The following is an 18617-nucleotide window of genomic DNA, read 5'->3' as shown; positions in this document are numbered from 1 at the left end:
AGCAGTAAAAATCTCTGCAGGCTTGTAGCTCAGGTGGTTAGAGCGCACCCCTGATAAGGGTGAGGTCGGTGGTTCAAGTCCACTCAGGCCTACCAAACTCCTTTTAAAGGATGAGCGGTACAGAGATTGCAAAACGATGGGGCTATAGCTCAGCTGGGAGAGCGCCTGCTTTGCACGCAGGAGGTCTGCGGTTCGATCCCGCATAGCTCCACCATCTTTTACTGCGAACCCAAGAAAACTTCAGAGTGAACCTGAAAAGGTGCACTGCGAAGTTTTGCTCTTTAAAAATCTGGATCAAGCTGAAAATTGAAACGACACATCTTTAATGGTGTGTTCGAGTCTCTCAAATTTTCGCAATCAGAAGTGAAACATCTTCGGGTTGTGAGGTTAAGCGACTAAGCGTACACGGTGGATGCCCTGGCAGTCAGAGGCGATGAAGGACGTGCTAATCTGCGAAAAGCGCCGGCGAGGTGATATGAACCTTTGACCCGGCGATGTCCGAATGGGGAAACCCAGTGCAATTCGTTGCACTATCGTTAACTGAATACATAGGTTAACGAGGCGAACCGGGGGAACTGAAACATCTAAGTACCCCGAGGAAAAGAAATCAACCGAGATTCCCCCAGTAGCGGCGAGCGAACGGGGAGCAGCCCAGAGTCTGAATCAGCTTGTGTGTTAGTGGAAGCGTCTGGAAAGTCGCACGGTACAGGGTGACAGTCCCGTACACGAAAACACACAGGTTGTGAACTCGAAGAGTAGGGCGGGACACGTGGTATCCTGTCTGAATATGGGGGGACCATCCTCCAAGGCTAAATACTCCTGACTGACCGATAGTGAACCAGTACCGTGAGGGAAAGGCGAAAAGAACCCCGGCGAGGGGAGTGAAAAAGAACCTGAAACCGTGTACGTACAAGCAGTGGGAGCACCTTCGTGGTGTGACTGCGTACCTTTTGTATAATGGGTCAGCGACTTATATTCTGTAGCAAGGTTAACCGTATAGGGGAGCCGAAGGGAAACCGAGTCTTAACTGGGCGTTAAGTTGCAGGGTATAGACCCGAAACCCGGTGATCTAGCCATGGGCAGGTTGAAGGTTGGGTAACACTAACTGGAGGACCGAACCGACTAATGTTGAAAAATTAGCGGATGACTTGTGGCTGGGGGTGAAAGGCCAATCAAACCGGGAGATAGCTGGTTCTCCCCGAAAGCTATTTAGGTAGCGCCTCGTGAACTCATCTTCGGGGGTAGAGCACTGTTTCGGCTAGGGGGCCATCCCGGCTTACCAACCCGATGCAAACTACGAATACCGAAGAATGTTATCACGGGAGACACACGGCGGGTGCTAACGTCCGTCGTGAAGAGGGAAACAACCCAGACCGCCAGCTAAGGTCCCAAAGTCATGGTTAAGTGGGAAACGATGTGGGAAGGCACAGACAGCCAGGATGTTGGCTTAGAAGCAGCCATCATTTAAAGAAAGCGTAATAGCTCACTGGTCGAGTCGGCCTGCGCGGAAGATGTAACGGGGCTAAACCATGCACCGAAGCTGCGGCAGCGACACTATGTGTTGTTGGGTAGGGGAGCGTTCTGTAAGCCGTTGAAGGTGTGCTGTGAGGCATGCTGGAGGTATCAGAAGTGCGAATGCTGACATAAGTAACGATAAAGCGGGTGAAAAGCCCGCTCGCCGGAAGACCAAGGGTTCCTGTCCAACGTTAATCGGGGCAGGGTGAGTCGACCCCTAAGGCGAGGCCGAAAGGCGTAGTCGATGGGAAACAGGTTAATATTCCTGTACTTGGTGTTACTGCGAAGGGGGGACGGAGAAGGCTATGTTAGCCGGGCGACGGTTGTCCCGGTTTAAGCATGTAGGCGGAGGTTCCAGGTAAATCCGGTACCTTTTAACGCTGAGGTGTGATGACGAGGCACTACGGTGCTGAAGTAACAAATGCCCTGCTTCCAGGAAAAGCCTCTAAGCATCAGGTAACACGAAATCGTACCCCAAACCGACACAGGTGGTCAGGTAGAGAATACCAAGGCGCTTGAGAGAACTCGGGTGAAGGAACTAGGCAAAATGGTGCCGTAACTTCGGGAGAAGGCACGCTGATATGTAGGTGAAGCCCCTGCGGGTGGAGCTGAAATCAGTCGAAGATACCAGCTGGCTGCAACTGTTTATTAAAAACACAGCACTGTGCAAACACGAAAGTGGACGTATACGGTGTGACGCCTGCCCGGTGCCGGAAGGTTAATTGATGGGGTTAGCGGCAACGCGAAGCTCTTGATCGAAGCCCCGGTAAACGGCGGCCGTAACTATAACGGTCCTAAGGTAGCGAAATTCCTTGTCGGGTAAGTTCCGACCTGCACGAATGGCGTAATGATGGCCAGGCTGTCTCCACCCGAGACTCAGTGAAATTGAACTCGCTGTGAAGATGCAGTGTACCCGCGGCAAGACGGAAAGACCCCGTGAACCTTTACTATAGCTTGACACTGAACACTGGTCCTTGATGTGTAGGATAGGTGGGAGGCTTTGAAGCGTGGACGCCAGTCTGCGTGGAGCCGTCCTTGAAATACCACCCTTTAATGGCTGGTGTTCTAACGTAGACCCGTAATCCGGGTTGCGGACAGTGTCTGGTGGGTAGTTTGACTGGGGCGGTCTCCTCCCAAAGAGTAACGGAGGAGCACGAAGGTTAGCTAATCCTGGTCGGACATCAGGAGGTTAGTGCAATGGCATAAGCTAGCTTGACTGCGAGAGTGACGGCTCGAGCAGGTGCGAAAGCAGGTCATAGTGATCCGGTGGTTCTGAATGGAAGGGCCATCGCTCAACGGATAAAAGGTACTCCGGGGATAACAGGCTGATACCGCCCAAGAGTTCATATCGACGGCGGTGTTTGGCACCTCGATGTCGGCTCATCACATCCTGGGGCTGAAGTAGGTCCCAAGGGTATGGCTGTTCGCCATTTAAAGTGGTACGCGAGCTGGGTTTAGAACGTCGTGAGACAGTTCGGTCCCTATCTGCCGTGGGCGCTGGAGAATTGAGGGGGGCTGCTCCTAGTACGAGAGGACCGGAGTGGACGCATCACTGGTGTTCGGGTTGTCATGCCAATGGCACTGCCCGGTAGCTAAATGCGGAAAAGATAAGTGCTGAAAGCATCTAAGCACGAAACTTGCCCCGAGATGAGTTCTCCCTGAGACTTTAAGTCTCCTGAAGGAACGTTGAAGACGACGACGTTGATAGGTCGGGTGTGTAAGCGCAGCGATGCGTTGAGCTAACCGATACTAATGAACCGTGAGGCTTAACCTTACAACGCCGAAGATGTTTTGGCGACGAGACAGACACGATTTTCAGCCTGATACAGATTAAACAGAATTTGCCTGGCGGCTTTAGCGCGGTGGTCCCACCTGACCCCATGCCGAACTCAGAAGTGAAACGCCGTAGCGCCGATGGTAGTGTGGGGTCTCCCCATGTGAGAGTAGGGAACTGCCAGGCATCAAATTAAGTAGTAAGCCGGTGCATTAATCCGGTGGTTACAAGCAGTCTTCGGTGGAGCGGTAGTTCAGTCGGTTAGAATACCTGCCTGTCACGCAGGGGGTCGCGGGTTCGAGTCCCGTCCGTTCCGCCACTTATTAAGACATTAAGCCTGCCTTACTGGCAGGCTTAATGGCAAAAAACTTTAGGGGCGTAGCTCAGTTGGTAGAGCACCGGTCTCCAAAACCGGGTGTCGCGAGTTCGAGTCTCTCCGCCCCTGCCATATATAATCCTTTGCTTCGGCAAAGGATTTTTTTTTGCCCGTAATCCTGTAAAAACGCCTCTTCTTACTATTCAGCCAGCATTCCTGCTGGCTGATGTATCAATCCATTACATTGATTTTTAACAGATCTTTTATCTGTGACTGCTTATCACTGTTTTGCAGCCAAATCGCATACAGCGGTCTGGTAAGCGTGGTGGAATCCAACACCGTATGCAGCCCCGCTTTAGTGTCTGCCCAGCGAACAGGTAACCAGGTACAACCTCTCAGCAAGGGCAGTTGCTGACAGGCGATCTCCGCAGAGCTGGTCGTTAACTGTGGAACATCATCAGGTGCAATCAATCCCGTCTCATGCTGCTGAAAATCTGGCCCCCATTCGAGGCGCAAATAGGTCAGGTCTGCCTTCATCATCGACGGTTCAGAGGCATACAGCGCCAGGCCAAACTGACCGACGATCTGGCTGCTAAATTCGTCCATCTTGGGGGCTTCGGTTGTGATCAGAAGATCAAGCTGACGCTCATGAAGTTGCTTAACCAGCGACTGCCGTTGCGCAATCCTGGCTTCAAATTGCAGGTGGCTATGAGATTGATAAAGCCGGGTAAGCCACTGACTTAGCATACATTCCCACAGGGAAGCGCTGGCCCCTATCGAGAACTCATTATGCCTCGAAGTATGTGCAACCTCTTTGCGTGCCGCCTGCCAGGTATTCATCAGCGTTTCTGCGTACGGCAGCAGTTTTTCACCGGCGGGCGTGAGGCGAATATTGTTGCGATGGCGGGTAAAAAGATTCACACCCAGTTGATTTTCCAGCTGTCGAATACGAAAACTGACTGCTGACTGCGTCAGGTAAAGGGCTTCCGCTGCTCGCCCAAAGTGGCGTGTTCTGCTCACTTCAAGGAAAGTTTTAAGCAATTCCGTATCCACATCTTTCTCCGCAAAATTATTTGTCGTTATGATTTAAATGTTTTGTTTTACACTCTGTCAAGCGTAACTAATACTCCGCGCCATAAATAGCTCGGCCAAAGAATTAGGAGCGTGTAGGATGGCGGAAAGCTTTACGACGACTAATCGTTTTTTCGACAATAAACATTATCCGCGCGGGTTCTCTCGTCACGGCGATTTCACCATCAAAGAAGCTCAACTGCTTGAGCGCCATGGTTATGCCTTTAACGAGCTGGATCTGGGTAAGCGTGAACCTGCAACCGAAGACGAAAAACAGTTTGTTTCTGTTTGCCGTGGTGAGCGTGAGCCGCAGTCTGAAGCGGAACGTGTGTGGATCAAGTATATGGCACGCATTAAGCGTCCAAAGCGCTTCCATACGCTGTCTGGCGGTAAGCCGCAGATGGAAGGTGCAGAAGACTACACCGAGTCTGATGACTAAGATGATAAGAAGGGGCTACGGCCCCTTTTTTTATGCTAGCAACTTCTGCAGATGCAGCAGCAAACGATCGATAGCGCGATAGCTCAGCGCCTCCTGCAAGTGTTTCCTCTCAATGTCAGTACATCCCTCCACGTCAGCAATGGTTCTGGCCACTTTTAGCAAACGCTGCCACGCACGTATAGATAGCCCAAAGCGCGTCAACGTCTCCTCCAGCCATACCGCATCCTCACTGTTAAGGGCACAAAACTGCCGGATCCCGGCATTATCCAGCCGCGCGTTTAGCCTGTTCTGGCGAGTGTACTGTCGTGCCTGGGCGGCGATCACCCGCTCGCGTACCTTCGCAGAGCTTTCACCCGTGATGCCCGTCTGCCTGAGGAGGCCCGGAGGAGGAAGCGGGATTTCGAGAGATAAATCGAAACGGTCGAGGAACGGACCGGATAACTTTCCCAGATAGCGCAGCGTCTGCTCCGGCGTACAGCGGTTATGGTTGCCCTGGTAGTGGCCCGTCGGGCTGGGATTCATCGCAGCGACCAGTTGAAACTGCGCGGGATAGCTTATTTTGGCCCGAGTGCGCGAGATATGTATTTCGCCAGATTCAATAGGTTCTCTCAGCGCATCCAGCACGCGGCGCTCAAACTCGGGCAGCTCATCGAGAAACAGAATGCCATTGTGCGCCAGTGAGATCTCTCCCGGGCCGGGGATAGACCCGCCGCCGACCATCGCCGTCAGTGAAGCGCTATGATGCGGGGAACGAAAAGGACGACGGCGCCACTGTTTTTGCAACGATGCAGAACTGATGAGGCTATAGATGGCAGCGCTTTCCAGCGCTTCATGGTTATTGAGCGGTGGAAGTAACCCACTCAGCCTGCTCGCCAGCATCGTTTTCCCCGTACCTGGCGGGCCAATCAACAGAAGATTGTGTCCACCTGCGGCCGTAATCTCCAGCGCCCGCTTCCCTTGCTCCTGCCCCATAATCTCGCTGAGATCCTCCGGGACGTCGGCTATAACCTCGTCACACTCCTCCGGTTCGGACAGTTCATGCCGTCCTTCCAGCCAGGCACAAACTTCCTGTAAATGTCCCGCGATGAGGCATCCTTTTTCCGCGATAAGACTCACTTCTGATGCGTTTTCATTGGCCACAATGATTTGCCGGCCTGATCGTATGGCCTCCAGCGCTCCCGATATCGCGCCGGGAACGCCTCTCAGCGCGCCTGTGAGCGCGAGTTCACCCACGAACTCATACGAGCCTAGCCTTGTCGTATTAAGCTGCTCAGAAGCCGCGAGAAGGGCAATTGCGATAGGTAAATCGTATCGTCCCCCTTCTTTAGGCAGGTCGGCGGGAGCAAGGTTGATGGTGATCTTCTTCGCAGGGAAGGTATAACCGCTATTTATTATTGCGCTACGGACGCGATCCCTGGCTTCTTTAACCGTCGTTTCAGGTAACCCGACAAGCGTGAGTCCGGGCAGTCCATTACTCAAATGCACCTCTACGGAAACAAGCGGTGCCTTTACCCCGAGGGCCGCACGCGTATAAACAACTGACAGTGACATTTGCACTACCTCCTGGTGTGACTATGCCAGTGCTCGTTATGTTTGTTTACTGCAATTTCGTGAATTTACGCCGCATGTTCAGGTATTTTAATGGCGCATTGCAACAATTTCATAATCGTGGAAAGCTCCTCGCAGAACGAAAAAATCCTGTTTTGACGGTTAGCACCACAGTAAAAAAATGAAAAATATTCATTTTCTAATTTCCGTATATAAAACAACGCTTTTAAGAAATATGATTCGCGGGCTAACCAAATCCGTCATAAATAAATCTTGTGTTTAATTTGAAAACTGTGATAACTCTTTAGGTATTCCTTCGAACAAGATGCAAAAAGAACTGAAAATGACAGCCCTTCTACGAGTGATTAGCCTGGTCGTGATTAGCGTGGTGGTGATTATTATCCCACCGTGCGGGGCTGCACTTGGACGAGGAAAGGCTTAGAAATCAAGCCTTAACGAACTAAGACCCCCGCACCGAAAGGTCCGGGGGTTTTTTTATGACTAAAAAACGCAGATGAGGAGCAGAGAATGACGACTAGCACAAAATTCTGTTTCTCCCGATTTATGACGGGGAACTAACTATGAATGGGGCACAGTGGGTAGTACATGCGTTGCGCGCGCAGGGAGTCGAGACAGTATTCGGTTATCCGGGTGGCGCAATTATGCCGATTTACGATGCACTGTATGACGGCGGCGTGGAACATCTCTTGTGCCGACACGAGCAGGGCGCAGTGATGGCGGCCATTGGCTACGCCCGCGCGACCGGTAAAACCGGCGTGTGTATGGCGACGTCAGGCCCTGGCGCAACTAACCTGATCACCGGCCTGGCTGACGCGCTGCTGGATTCTGTTCCCGTTGTCGCCATCACCGGGCAGGTGGCGTCTCCGTTCATCGGTACCGACGCTTTTCAGGAGGTCGATGTACTGGGTTTATCGCTGGCCTGCACCAAACACAGTTTCCTCGTTCAGTCACTGGAAGAGCTGCCACGCGTCATGGCTGAAGCATTCGAGGTAGCCAGCTCTGGCCGCCCTGGCCCGGTTCTGGTGGATATCCCGAAAGATATCCAGGTCGCACTCGGCGTACTGGAGCCGCACTTCTCCACCGTTGGAAGCGACGACGCGTTTCCGCATGCGGCAGTTGAAGAGGCGCGTCAGATGCTGGCGCAGGCAAAACAGCCGATGCTGTACGTGGGCGGTGGCGTAGGCATGGCGCAGGCCGTTCCCGCCCTGCGTGAATTTATTGCGGTAACGCAAATGCCTGCCACCTGCACGCTGAAAGGGTTGGGTGCGGTAGATGCAGACTACCCGTACTATCTGGGCATGCTCGGGATGCACGGCACTAAAGCGGCAAACCTGGCGGTGCAGGCGTGCGATCTGCTCATCGCCGTCGGTGCCCGTTTTGACGACCGCGTTACCGGCAAGCTGAATACCTTCGCGCCGAACGCCAAAGTGATCCATATGGACATCGACCCGGCGGAGATGAACAAGCTGCGTCAGGCGCACGTCGCGCTGCAGGGCGATCTCAACGCGCTGTTACCGGCATTGCAGCAGCCGCTGGATATCAACGCATGGCGTCAGCACACCGCCGATATGCGCGCTGAACACGCCTGGCGTTACGATCATCCGGGCGAGGCCATCTACGCGCCGCTGCTGTTGAAGCAGTTGTCCGACCGTAAACCGGCAAACAGCGTGGTGACGACCGATGTCGGCCAGCATCAGATGTGGTCAGCCCAGCATATGACCTACACCCGTCCGGAGAACTTCATCACGTCCAGCGGGTTAGGGACGATGGGCTTCGGTCTGCCAGCCGCCGTTGGCGCACAGGTTGCCCGCCCGAACGATACCGTAATCTGTATCTCCGGTGACGGCTCCTTCATGATGAACGTTCAGGAGCTCGGCACCGTTAAGCGCAAGCAGTTACCGCTGAAAATCGTCTTGCTCGACAACCAGCGTTTAGGGATGGTTCGCCAGTGGCAACAGCTGTTCTTCCAGGAGCGTTACAGCGAAACGACCCTTACCGATAACCCCGATTTCCTCACGCTGGCCAGCGCTTTTGGCATCCCTGGTCAGCACATCACCCGTAAAGATCAGGTTGAAGCGGCGCTCGACACCATGCTGAACAGCGAGGGGCCTTACCTGCTTCATGTCTCAATCGACGAACTCGAGAACGTCTGGCCGCTGGTACCGCCTGGTGCCAGTAACTCACAAATGATGGAGAAATTATCATGATGCAGCATCAGGTCGCCGTACAGGCTCGCTTCAACCCGGAAACCTTAGAACGCGTTTTGCGTGTGGTGCGTCATCGTGGTTTTCAGATTTGCTCTATGAATATGGAGACGGCCACTGACGCCCAAAATATCAGTATCGAATTAACCGTTGCCAGCCCGCGGTCGGTCGACTTACTGTTTAGTCAGTTATCAAAGCTGGTAGACGTTGCCCATGTTGCCATCTGCCAGAGCACAACCACATCACAACAAATCCGCGCTTAAGCGTGACAGGACGAAAAAATGACGACAAAAAAAGCTGATTACATTTGGTTCAACGGTGAGATGGTTCGCTGGGAGGACGCGAAGGTCCACGTGATGTCCCACGCACTGCATTATGGTACCTCCGTGTTTGAAGGCATCCGCTGCTACGATTCTCACAAAGGGCCAGTGGTGTTCCGCCATCGCGAACACATGCAGCGTCTGCATGACTCAGCCAAAATTTATCGTTTCCCGGTATCTCAGAGCGTGGATGAGCTGATGGAAGCCTGTCGCGACGTGATCCGTAAGAACAACCTGACCAGCGCCTATATTCGTCCGCTGGTGTTTGTGGGCGACGTCGGTATGGGCGTGAACCCGCCCGCTGGCTATACCACGGATGTGATCATTGCCGCGTTCCCGTGGGGGGCTTATCTGGGTGCAGAAGCCCTGGAACAGGGGATCGACGCAATGGTCTCTTCCTGGAACCGCGTTGCACCAAACACCATCCCGACCGCCGCGAAAGCAGGCGGTAACTACCTTTCTTCCCTGCTGGTCGGCAGCGAAGCACGCCGTCACGGCTACCAGGAAGGTATCGCGCTCGATGTAAATGGCTACATCTCCGAAGGCGCAGGTGAAAACCTGTTTGAAGTGAAAGACGGCATTCTGTTTACGCCGCCGTTCACCTCGTCCGCGCTGCCGGGTATCACCCGTGACGCCATCATCAAGCTGGCGAAAGACCTCGGTATCGAAGTGCGCGAGCAGGTGCTGTCCCGCGAATCCCTCTACCTGGCCGATGAAGTATTTATGTCCGGTACCGCGGCTGAAATCACGCCGGTACGCAGCGTAGACGGTATCCAGGTGGGCGAAGGCCGCTGTGGCCCGGTCACCAAACGCATTCAGCAAGCGTTCTTTGGCCTCTTCACCGGCGAAACAGAAGATAAATACGGCTGGTTGGATCAGGTTAATCACTAAATATAAATTTGGGACGGCACGCACCGTCCCATTACATAGTCAGACGGGAGTAAATAAAGCATGCCTAAGTATCGTTCAGCCACCACCACCCACGGCCGTAACATGGCGGGTGCCCGCGCACTGTGGCGCGCCACCGGAATGACCGACGCCGATTTCGGCAAGCCAATTATCGCCGTGGTGAACTCCTTCACCCAGTTCGTACCGGGCCATGTGCACCTGCGCGATCTGGGTAAGCTGGTTGCCGAGCAAATCGAGGCCTCCGGCGGCGTGGCGAAAGAGTTCAACACCATTGCGGTGGATGACGGTATCGCGATGGGCCACGGGGGCATGCTCTATTCACTGCCGTCGCGCGAGCTGATCGCCGACTCGGTGGAGTACATGGTTAACGCCCACTGCGCCGATGCGATGGTCTGTATCTCCAACTGCGACAAAATCACCCCGGGGATGCTGATGGCCTCCCTGCGTCTGAACATTCCGGTGATCTTCGTCTCCGGTGGCCCAATGGAAGCGGGGAAAACCAAGCTCTCCGACAAAATCATCAAGCTCGACCTAGTCGATGCGATGATTCAGGGTGCGGATCCGAAGGTTTCTGACGAGCAGAGCGATCAGGTGGAACGCTCCGCGTGTCCGACCTGCGGCTCCTGTTCCGGTATGTTCACGGCTAACTCCATGAACTGTCTGACCGAAGCGCTGGGTCTGTCTCAGCCGGGCAACGGCTCGCTGCTGGCGACCCATGCCGATCGTAAGCAGCTGTTCCTCAATGCCGGTAAACGTATCGTTGAGCTGACCAAACGCTACTACGAGCAGGACGACGCCAGCGCGCTGCCGCGCAGCATCGCCAGTAAAGCGGCATTCGAGAACGCCATGACCCTGGATATCGCCATGGGCGGTTCCACCAACACCGTTCTGCACCTGCTGGCCGCCGCGCAGGAAGCCGAAATCGACTTCACCATGAGCGACATCGACAAGCTCTCCCGTAAAGTGCCGCAGCTGTGTAAGGTCGCGCCAAGTACGCAGAAGTACCACATGGAAGACGTGCACCGTGCCGGTGGCGTCATCGGTATCCTCGGCGAGCTGGATCGCGCCGGGCTGCTGAACCGTGACGTGAAAAACGTGCTCGGCCTGACGCTGCCGGAATCGCTGGACCAGTACGACGTGATGCTGACTAAAGACGACGCGGTGAAAAAAATGTTCCGCGCCGGTCCTGCCGGTATTCGTACCACGCAGGCATTCTCGCAGGATTGCCGCTGGGACACCCTGGACGATGACCGCGCCGAAGGCTGCATCCGCTCGCTGGAACATGCCTACAGCAAAGACGGTGGCCTGGCCGTGCTGTACGGTAACTTTGCGGAAAATGGCTGCATCGTGAAGACCGCTGGCGTGGACGACAGCATCCTGAAATTCACCGGTCCGGCGAAAGTGTACGAAAGCCAGGATGAAGCGGTAGACGCCATCCTGGGCGGTAAAGTGGTGGAAGGCGACGTGGTGGTCATCCGTTATGAAGGGCCAAAAGGCGGCCCGGGTATGCAGGAGATGCTCTACCCAACCACTTTCCTGAAATCGATGGGCCTCGGTAAAGCCTGCGCGCTGATCACCGACGGGCGTTTCTCCGGCGGGACCTCTGGTCTCTCCATCGGTCACGTTTCGCCGGAAGCGGCAAGCGGCGGCAACATCGCCATCATCGAAGATGGTGACCTGATCGAAATCGACATTCCGAATCGCGGCATTCAGCTCAAGCTGAGCGATCAGGAGATCGCGGCCCGTCGTGAAGCGCAGGAAGCGCGCGGCGACAAAGCCTGGACGCCGAAAGACCGTCAGCGTGAAGTCTCCTTCGCCCTGCGCGCCTACGCGAGCCTTGCCACCAGTGCAGATAAAGGCGCGGTGCGCGATAAATCGAAACTTGGGGGCTAACGATGGCCGAGTCGCAACCCTTATCCGCCGCCCCTGAGGGGGCGGAGTACCTGAGAGCGGTGCTGCGCGCGCCGGTCTATGAAGCCGTGCAGGTCACCCCCCTGCAGAAAATGGAAAAACTCTCTTCGCGCCTCGACAACGTTATCCTGGTGAAGCGCGAAGACCGCCAGCCGGTGCACAGCTTTAAGCTACGCGGCGCCTACGCGATGATGGCCGGGCTGACCGACGAGCAAAAAGCGCGCGGCGTGATTACCGCTTCGGCAGGTAACCATGCGCAAGGCGTGGCGTTCTCGTCTGCTCGCCTGGGTCTGAAAGCGCTGATTGTGATGCCGGTTGCTACCGCAGACATCAAGGTCGACGCGGTGCGCGGTTTCGGCGGCGAAGTCTTACTCCACGGGGCCAACTTTGACGAAGCCAAAGCCAAAGCGATTGAGCTGGCGCAGCAGCAGGGGTTCACCTGGGTGCCGCCGTTCGACCACCCGATGGTGATTGCCGGGCAGGGGACGCTGGCGCTTGAACTGCTGCAGCAGGATGCCCATCTCGACCGCGTCTTTGTCCCGGTGGGCGGCGGCGGTTTAGCCGCAGGCGTGGCGGTGCTGATCAAACAGCTGATGCCGCAGATCAAAGTCATTGCCGTGGAAGCGGAAGACTCCGCCTGCCTGAAAGCGGCGCTGGAGGCCGGGCATCCGGTCGACCTGCCGCGCGTCGGGCTGTTTGCCGAGGGCGTGGCGGTGAAGCGTATTGGCGACGAAACGTTCCGCCTGTGCCGGGAATATCTCGACGATATCGTCACGGTGGACAGCGATGCCATCTGCGCGGCGATGAAAGATCTGTTCGAAGACGTGCGTGCGGTGGCGGAACCGTCCGGCGCGCTGGCGCTGGCGGGCATGAAAAAATACATCGCACAGCACAATATTCGCGGCGAGCGTCTGGCGCACGTGCTTTCCGGTGCCAATGTGAACTTCCACGGTCTTCGCTACGTGTCCGAGCGCTGCGAGCTGGGCGAACAGCGTGAAGCGCTGCTGGCGGTGACCATTCCGGAAGAGAAGGGCAGCTTCCTGAAGTTCTGTCAGCTGCTGGGCGGTCGTTCGGTGACGGAATTTAACTACCGTTTTGCCGATGCCAAAGATGCCTGCATTTTTGTCGGCGTGCGTCTGAGCCGTGGCGTGGAGGAGCGCAAAGAGATCCTCAACCTGCTGCATGAGGGCGGCTATAGCGTGGTCGATCTCTCCGACGATGAGATGGCGAAGCTGCACGTGCGTTACATGGTCGGTGGCCGTCCTTCGAAGCCGCTCAAAGAACGCCTGTTCAGCTTTGAATTCCCGGAATCGCCGGGCGCGCTGCTCAAGTTCCTGCACACGCTGGGCACGCACTGGAACATCTCTCTGTTCCACTACCGCAGCCACGGCACCGACTACGGGCGCGTGCTGGCGGCGTTTGAACTGGGCGAGCACGAGCCGGATTTCGAAACGCGGCTGAACGAGCTGGGCTATGAGTGTCACGACGAAACCCATAACCCGGCGTTCCGCTTCTTCCTGGCAGGCTAGTGGTAGAGCTGCGCGTAGGCCGGGTAAGCGTAGCGCCACCCGGGTTCAGTGGTTCGGCAATATCGTCCAGAACGCATCAATAAGCGGCTCATGCAGCCGCTTTTTTTGTGCGCATACGCCAAGCTCAAACGGCGTCTTCTCGTCGCTGCGTTCCAGAATCATCACGCGATTGCGCACCGGTTCCGGGCTGTTTTCCAGCACCACTTCCGGCAGCAGCGCCACGCCGCAGCCGAGCGCCACCATCGACACCATCGCCTCATGACCGCTGACGGTGGCGTAAATCGACGGGTTGCTGATTTTCTGGCGGCGGAACCACAGCTCAATGCGACGTCGCACCGGCCCCTGATCGGCCATGATAAACGGCACCGTCGACCAGTCCGGTTTTTCCACCGACACCTGGTTACGCACCGGGCAGGGCAGCGCCGGGGCAATCAGCACCACCGCCAGATTCTCCAGCATCGAGAACGCTACCGCGCCCGGCAGGGTTTCCGGCTTCCCGGCAATGGCGAGATCCGCTTCGCCCGTCACCACTTTTTCCATTGCGTCGGCGGCGTCACCGGTAGTGAGCTTAATTTCAACTGACGGATGCGCCGCGCGGAAGCGGTCAAGGATAGGCGGCAGATGGCTATAGGCGGCGGTCACGGAGCAAAAAATATGCAGTTCACCGGAGAGTGACGGCCCCTGCTGATCGATAGAGTGCCGCAGTTGCTGGTACTGTAACAGCGTCTGCTGGGCAAAAATGCGCAGCTCTTCGCCCGCTTCCGTGAGGGTGACGGTGCGGTTATCGCGCACGAACATCGGCTGGCCAAGGTCTTCCTCAAGGCGCTGGATCTGGCGTGAAAGCGTGGAGGGGCTAACGTGCATCGCCCGCGCGCTGCGGCCAAAATGACGGCTTTCCGCCAGGTGAAGAAACATTTTCAGATCGCGTAAATCCACCGATTTCACTCCCTCTTTTTACATTGCAAAAATTGCAATGTGACGTTGTGAATATATCAATTTCCGCAATAAATTTCCTGTTGTAATGTGGGTACATTCTCGCTGAAACGCGAACCGAACAATAAGACACACAACATCACGAGGTATCACCCATGGCTAACTACTTTAATACACTGAACTTGCGCCAGCAGCTGGCGCAGCTGGGCAAATGCCGCTTCATGGCGCGCGACGAATTTGCCGATGGCGCAAGCTACCTTCAGGGTAAAAAAGTGGTCATCGTCGGCTGTGGCGCACAGGGTCTGAACCAGGGCCTGAACATGCGTGACTCCGGTCTGGATATCTCCTACGCACTGCGCAAAGAAGCGATTGCCGAGAAGCGCGCTTCATGGCGTAAAGCGACCGAAAACGGCTTCAAAGTGGGTACCTACGAAGAGCTGATCCCGCAGGCGGATCTGGTGGTTAACCTGACGCCGGACAAGCAGCACTCTGACGTAGTGCGTTCCGTACAGCCGCTGATGAAAGACGGTGCCGCGCTGGGTTACTCCCACGGCTTTAACATCGTTGAAGTAGGCGAGCAGATCCGTAAAGACATCACCGTGGTGATGGTGGCACCGAAGTGCCCGGGTACCGAAGTACGTGAAGAGTACAAGCGTGGTTTCGGCGTGCCGACCCTGATCGCGGTACACCCGGAAAACGATCCGAAAGGCGAAGGTATGGCGATTGCCAAAGCATGGGCAGCGGCGACCGGCGGCCACCGTGCGGGCGTGCTGGAATCTTCCTTCGTTGCCGAAGTGAAATCTGACCTGATGGGCGAGCAGACCATCCTGTGCGGCATGCTGCAGGCCGGTTCTCTGCTGTGCTTCGATAAGCTGGTGGAAGAGGGTACCGACCCGGCATACGCGGAAAAACTGATTCAGTTCGGCTGGGAAACCATCACCGAAGCGCTGAAGCAGGGCGGTATTACGCTGATGATGGACCGTCTGTCCAACCCGGCAAAACTGCGTGCTTACGCGCTGTCTGAACAGCTGAAAACCATTATGGCGCCGCTGTTCCAGAAACATATGGACGACATCATCTCCGGCGAGTTCTCTTCCGGCATGATGGCGGACTGGGCGAACGACGATAAGAAACTGCTGACCTGGCGTGAAGAGACCGGTAAAACCGCGTTCGAAACCGCGCCACAGTATGAAGGTAAAATCGGCGAGCAGGAGTACTTCGATAAAGGCGTCCTGATGATCGCGATGGTGAAAGCTGGCGTTGAGCTGGCGTTCGAAACCATGGTGGACTCCGGCATCATCGAAGAGTCTGCGTACTACGAATCACTGCACGAGCTGCCGCTGATTGCGAACACCATCGCTCGTAAGCGTCTGTACGAAATGAACGTGGTGATCTCTGATACCGCAGAATACGGTAACTACCTGTTCTCTTACGCCTGCGTACCGCTGCTGAAAGAGTTTATGACCACTCTGCAGCCGGGCGATCTGGGTAAAGCGATTGCAGAAGGTGCCGTGGACAACGCGCAGCTGCGCGATGTGAACGAAGCGATTCGCAGCCACCAGATCGAGAAAGTGGGCCACAAACTGCGTGGCTACATGACCGATATGAAGCGTATCGCGGTAGCGGGTTAACAACTTTGTCGGGTGGCGCTTCGCTTACCCGACCTACAAAACCGTAAGATGTAGGCCGGGTAAGGCGTAGCCGCCACCCGGCTTTTTTATTTGCGATACAGCACTTTAATCACGTGGTAGCCGAACTGCGTGTGCAGCGGGCCGGTTGGCTCCAGCACCGGGCAGGAGAAGACCACTTTATCGAACGCCGGTACCATCTGACCCTGGCGGAATTCACCCAGATCGCCGCCGCGTTTGCCTGACGGACAGATAGAGTGCTTCTTCGCCAGTTTGCCGAAGTCGGCGCCGTTTTTGATCTGCTCCAGAAGATCCAGAGCCAGTTTCTCTTCTTTAACAAGAATATGCAGTGCTGCTGCTGTTTTTGCCATGATCGTGCCTTGAGTGGTATGGATTAGGCTCGCTATACTACCACGCTGTTATTCTCCCCTCCTGACTTTCATTGAGTGATCATTTATGCGTTTAAACCCCGGACAACAACAAGCCGTCGAATTTGTCACCGGACCGTGTCTGGTGCTGGCGGGGGCTGGATCCGGTAAAACCCGCGTGATCACCAACAAGATTGCGCACCTTATCCGCGGCTGTGGCTATCAGGCCCGGCACATTGCGGCGGTGACGTTTACCAATAAAGCGGCGCGTGAGATGAAAGAGCGTGTCGGCCAGACGCTGGGGCGCAAAGAGGCCCGGGGCCTGATGATCTCTACCTTCCACACGCTGGGGCTGGATATCATCAAGCGCGAGTATGCGGCGCTGGGCATGAAGTCCAACTTCTCCCTCTTTGATGACACCGATCAGGTGGCGTTGCTCAAAGAGCTCACCGAGGGGCTGATCGAAGATGACAAGGTGCTGTTGCAGCAGCTGATCTCGACGATCTCGAACTGGAAAAACGATCTGATGACCCCGGCCCAGGCCGCGGCGATCGCCAAAGGCGAACGGGATCGCATCTTTGCCCACTGCTATGGTCTGTACGACGCGCACATGAAAGCGTGCAACGTGCTGGACTTCGACGACCTGATCCTGCTGCCGACGCTGCTGCTGCAGCGTAATGAAGAGGTTCGCGAGCGCTGGCAGAACAAAATCCGTTACCTGCTGGTGGATGAGTATCAGGACACCAACACCAGCCAGTACGAGCTGGTGAAGCTGCTGGTGGGGCAGCGCGCGCGTTTCACCGTGGTCGGCGATGATGACCAGTCAATTTACTCCTGGCGCGGCGCGCGTCCGCAAAACCTGGTGCTGCTGAGCAAAGATTTTCCGGCACTGCAGGTGATTAAGCTGGAGCAAAACTACCGCTCCTCCGGGCGTATCCTGAAGGCCGCAAACATCCTGATTGCCAATAACCCGCACGTGTTTGAGAAGCGTCTCTTCTCCGAGCTGGGCTACGGGACGGAGCTGAAAGTGCTCAGCGCCAACAACGAAGAGCATGAAGCGGAGCGCGTCACCGGTGAACTGATCGCCCATCACTTCGTCAATAAAACCGAATATAAGGATTACGCGATCCTCTATCGCGGGAATCACCAGTCGCGCGTCTTTGAAAAGATGCTGATGCAGAACCGCATTCCGTACAAAATCTCGGGCGGGACCTCGTTCTTCTCACGGCCAGAGATCAAAGACCTGCTGGCCTATCTGCGCGTGCTCACTAACCCGGATGACGACAGCGCGTTTCTGCGTATTGTGAATACGCCAAAACGCGAGATTGGCCCGGCGACGCTGCAAAAACTCGGCGAGTGGGCGATGACGCGTAACAAAAGCCTGTTTACCGCCAGCTTCGACATGGGGCTAAGCCAGACGTTAACCGGTCGCGGCTATGATTCGTTAACGCGATTCACCCACTGGCTCGGCGAAGTGCAGCGTCTCGCGGAGCGCGAGCCGGTGGCGGCGGTGCGCGATCTCATTCACGGCATCGACTATGAGTCCTGGCTGTACGAAACCTCGGCCAGCCCGAAAGCCGCTGAGATGCGCATGAAGAACGTTAACCAGCTCTTCAGCTGGATGACCGAAATGCTGGAGGGCTCTGAAATCGACGAGCCGATGACCCTGACGCAGGTCGTCACCCGCTTTACCCTGCGCGACATGATGGAGCGTGGCGAGAGCGAAGAAGAGGCCGATCAGGTACAGCTGATGACGCTGCACGCATCAAAAGGTCTGGAGTTCCCGTATGTCTATCTGGTTGGTATGGAAGAGGGGTTGTTACCGCATCAGAGCAGCATTGATGAAGACAACGTCGACGAGGAGCGCCGCCTGGCCTACGTGGGGATCACCCGCGCGCAGAAAGAGCTGACGTTCACACTGTGTAAAGAGCGCCGTCAGTATGGCGAACTTGTCCGCCCGGAGCCGAGCCGTTTCCTGCTGGAACTGCCGCAGGATGACCTGATCTGGGAGCAGGAACGCAAAGTAATTACTGCGGAAGAGCGGATGCACAAGGGGCAGGCTAACGTGGCGAACATTCGCGCCATGCTGGCAAAAGCCAAAGAGAAAGGATAAGGATGAGTAGGCCGGGTA

14 protein-coding genes, 4 tRNA genes and 2 rRNA genes are annotated in these 18617 nt (G+C 55.8%); 16 read left to right on the top strand and 4 right to left on the bottom strand.

Features of this window, described 5'->3' with window-relative positions:
* Positions 1-18 precede the first annotated feature (18 nt).
* From V1572_RS02165 to V1572_RS02140, 6 genes are all read left to right on the top strand, one after another.
* Positions 19-95: transfer RNA gene (locus V1572_RS02165), tRNA-Ile, on the top strand.
* A 43-nt stretch (positions 96-138) separates the two neighbouring features.
* A tRNA-Ala gene (locus tag V1572_RS02160) sits at positions 139-214 on the top strand.
* 171 nt (positions 215-385) lie between these two features.
* Positions 386-3289: ribosomal RNA gene (locus tag V1572_RS02155) — 23S ribosomal RNA — on the top strand.
* 70 nt (positions 3290-3359) lie between these two features.
* A 5S ribosomal RNA gene (gene rrf, locus V1572_RS02150) occupies positions 3360-3475 on the top strand.
* 56 nt (positions 3476-3531) lie between these two features.
* Positions 3532-3608: transfer RNA gene (locus V1572_RS02145), tRNA-Asp, on the top strand.
* Positions 3609-3661: 53 nt separating this feature from the next.
* A tRNA-Trp gene (locus V1572_RS02140) sits at positions 3662-3737 on the top strand.
* 99 nt (positions 3738-3836) lie between these two features.
* Here V1572_RS02140 and hdfR read toward each other — a convergent pair.
* Positions 3837-4658 carry an HTH-type transcriptional regulator HdfR gene (gene hdfR, locus V1572_RS02135; RefSeq protein WP_032675646.1) on the bottom strand — a complete coding sequence of 274 codons (822 nt, stop codon included), beginning with the start codon at positions 4656-4658 and terminating at the stop codon, positions 3837-3839.
* A gap of 118 nt (positions 4659-4776) precedes the next feature.
* Between hdfR and V1572_RS02130 the strand changes: the two genes are divergently transcribed.
* The gene (locus tag V1572_RS02130) at positions 4777-5115 is read left to right on the top strand and encodes a DUF413 domain-containing protein (protein ID WP_008501577.1); all 339 of its coding nucleotides are present in this window, start codon (positions 4777-4779) and stop codon (positions 5113-5115) included.
* A 30-nt stretch (positions 5116-5145) separates the two neighbouring features.
* On the opposite strand, the gene V1572_RS02125 is transcribed toward V1572_RS02130, so the two are convergent.
* A complete protein-coding gene (locus V1572_RS02125) occupies positions 5146-6666 on the bottom strand; it encodes a YifB family Mg chelatase-like AAA ATPase (RefSeq protein WP_262802648.1) in 1521 nt (506 codons plus the stop codon).
* A gap of 340 nt (positions 6667-7006) precedes the next feature.
* Between V1572_RS02125 and ilvL the strand changes: the two genes are divergently transcribed.
* The 7 genes from ilvL (at position 7007) to ilvA (ending at position 13557) form a co-directional block, all read left to right on the top strand.
* Complete coding sequence (ilvL, locus tag V1572_RS02120) at positions 7007-7105, top strand: ilv operon leader peptide (RefSeq protein ID WP_001311244.1); 99 nt, start codon at positions 7007-7009, stop codon at positions 7103-7105.
* An 86-nt stretch (positions 7106-7191) separates the two neighbouring features.
* Positions 7192-7242: a peptide IlvX gene (gene ilvX, locus V1572_RS02115; RefSeq protein ID WP_166792073.1), complete on the top strand. Its 51-nt coding sequence runs from the start codon at positions 7192-7194 to the stop codon at positions 7240-7242.
* 2 nt (positions 7243-7244) lie between these two features.
* Complete coding sequence (ilvG, locus tag V1572_RS02110) at positions 7245-8891, top strand: acetolactate synthase 2 catalytic subunit (RefSeq protein WP_262805978.1); 1647 nt, start codon at positions 7245-7247, stop codon at positions 8889-8891.
* Positions 8888-9151 carry an acetolactate synthase 2 small subunit gene (gene ilvM, locus V1572_RS02105; RefSeq protein WP_006179206.1) on the top strand — a complete coding sequence of 88 codons (264 nt, stop codon included), beginning with the start codon at positions 8888-8890 and terminating at the stop codon, positions 9149-9151. The genes ilvG and ilvM overlap by 4 nt, the downstream gene beginning before the upstream one ends.
* 18 nt (positions 9152-9169) lie before the next feature.
* The gene (gene ilvE, locus V1572_RS02100; RefSeq protein ID WP_023309654.1) at positions 9170-10099 is read left to right on the top strand and encodes a branched-chain-amino-acid transaminase; all 930 of its coding nucleotides are present in this window, start codon (positions 9170-9172) and stop codon (positions 10097-10099) included.
* 60 nt (positions 10100-10159) lie between these two features.
* A complete protein-coding gene (gene ilvD / locus V1572_RS02095) occupies positions 10160-12010 on the top strand; it encodes a dihydroxy-acid dehydratase (protein ID WP_045909248.1) in 1851 nt (616 codons plus the stop codon).
* A gap of 2 nt (positions 12011-12012) precedes the next feature.
* On the top strand, positions 12013-13557 hold the full coding sequence (gene ilvA / locus V1572_RS02090) for a threonine ammonia-lyase, biosynthetic (protein WP_045909247.1): 1545 nt from the start codon (positions 12013-12015) through the stop codon (positions 13555-13557).
* A gap of 45 nt (positions 13558-13602) precedes the next feature.
* Here the strand turns inward: ilvA and ilvY are convergent, their stop codons facing one another.
* The gene (gene ilvY, locus V1572_RS02085) at positions 13603-14493 is read right to left on the bottom strand and encodes an HTH-type transcriptional activator IlvY (protein ID WP_277718185.1); all 891 of its coding nucleotides are present in this window, start codon (positions 14491-14493) and stop codon (positions 13603-13605) included.
* Positions 14494-14645: 152 nt separating this feature from the next.
* Here ilvY and ilvC point away from each other — a divergent pair, with 152 nt between their 5' ends.
* On the top strand, positions 14646-16121 hold the full coding sequence (gene ilvC / locus V1572_RS02080; RefSeq protein ID WP_008501571.1) for a ketol-acid reductoisomerase: 1476 nt from the start codon (positions 14646-14648) through the stop codon (positions 16119-16121).
* A gap of 86 nt (positions 16122-16207) precedes the next feature.
* Here the strand turns inward: ilvC and ppiC are convergent, their stop codons facing one another.
* Positions 16208-16489, bottom strand: a complete 282-nt coding sequence (gene ppiC, locus V1572_RS02075; protein ID WP_008501570.1) for a peptidylprolyl isomerase PpiC — start codon at positions 16487-16489, stop codon at positions 16208-16210.
* A gap of 85 nt (positions 16490-16574) precedes the next feature.
* Between ppiC and rep the strand changes: the two genes are divergently transcribed.
* Positions 16575-18599: a DNA helicase Rep gene (rep, locus tag V1572_RS02070; protein WP_008501569.1), complete on the top strand. Its 2025-nt coding sequence runs from the start codon at positions 16575-16577 to the stop codon at positions 18597-18599.
* Positions 18600-18617: the final 18 nt, after the last annotated feature.

This window comes from Enterobacter quasiroggenkampii (assembly GCF_043972695.1).
Taxonomy (GTDB): Bacteria; Pseudomonadota; Gammaproteobacteria; order Enterobacterales; family Enterobacteriaceae; genus Enterobacter; species Enterobacter quasiroggenkampii.
The sequence above is the reverse complement of the archived record's forward strand: the minus strand, read 5'-3'. Positions and strand labels throughout refer to the sequence as shown.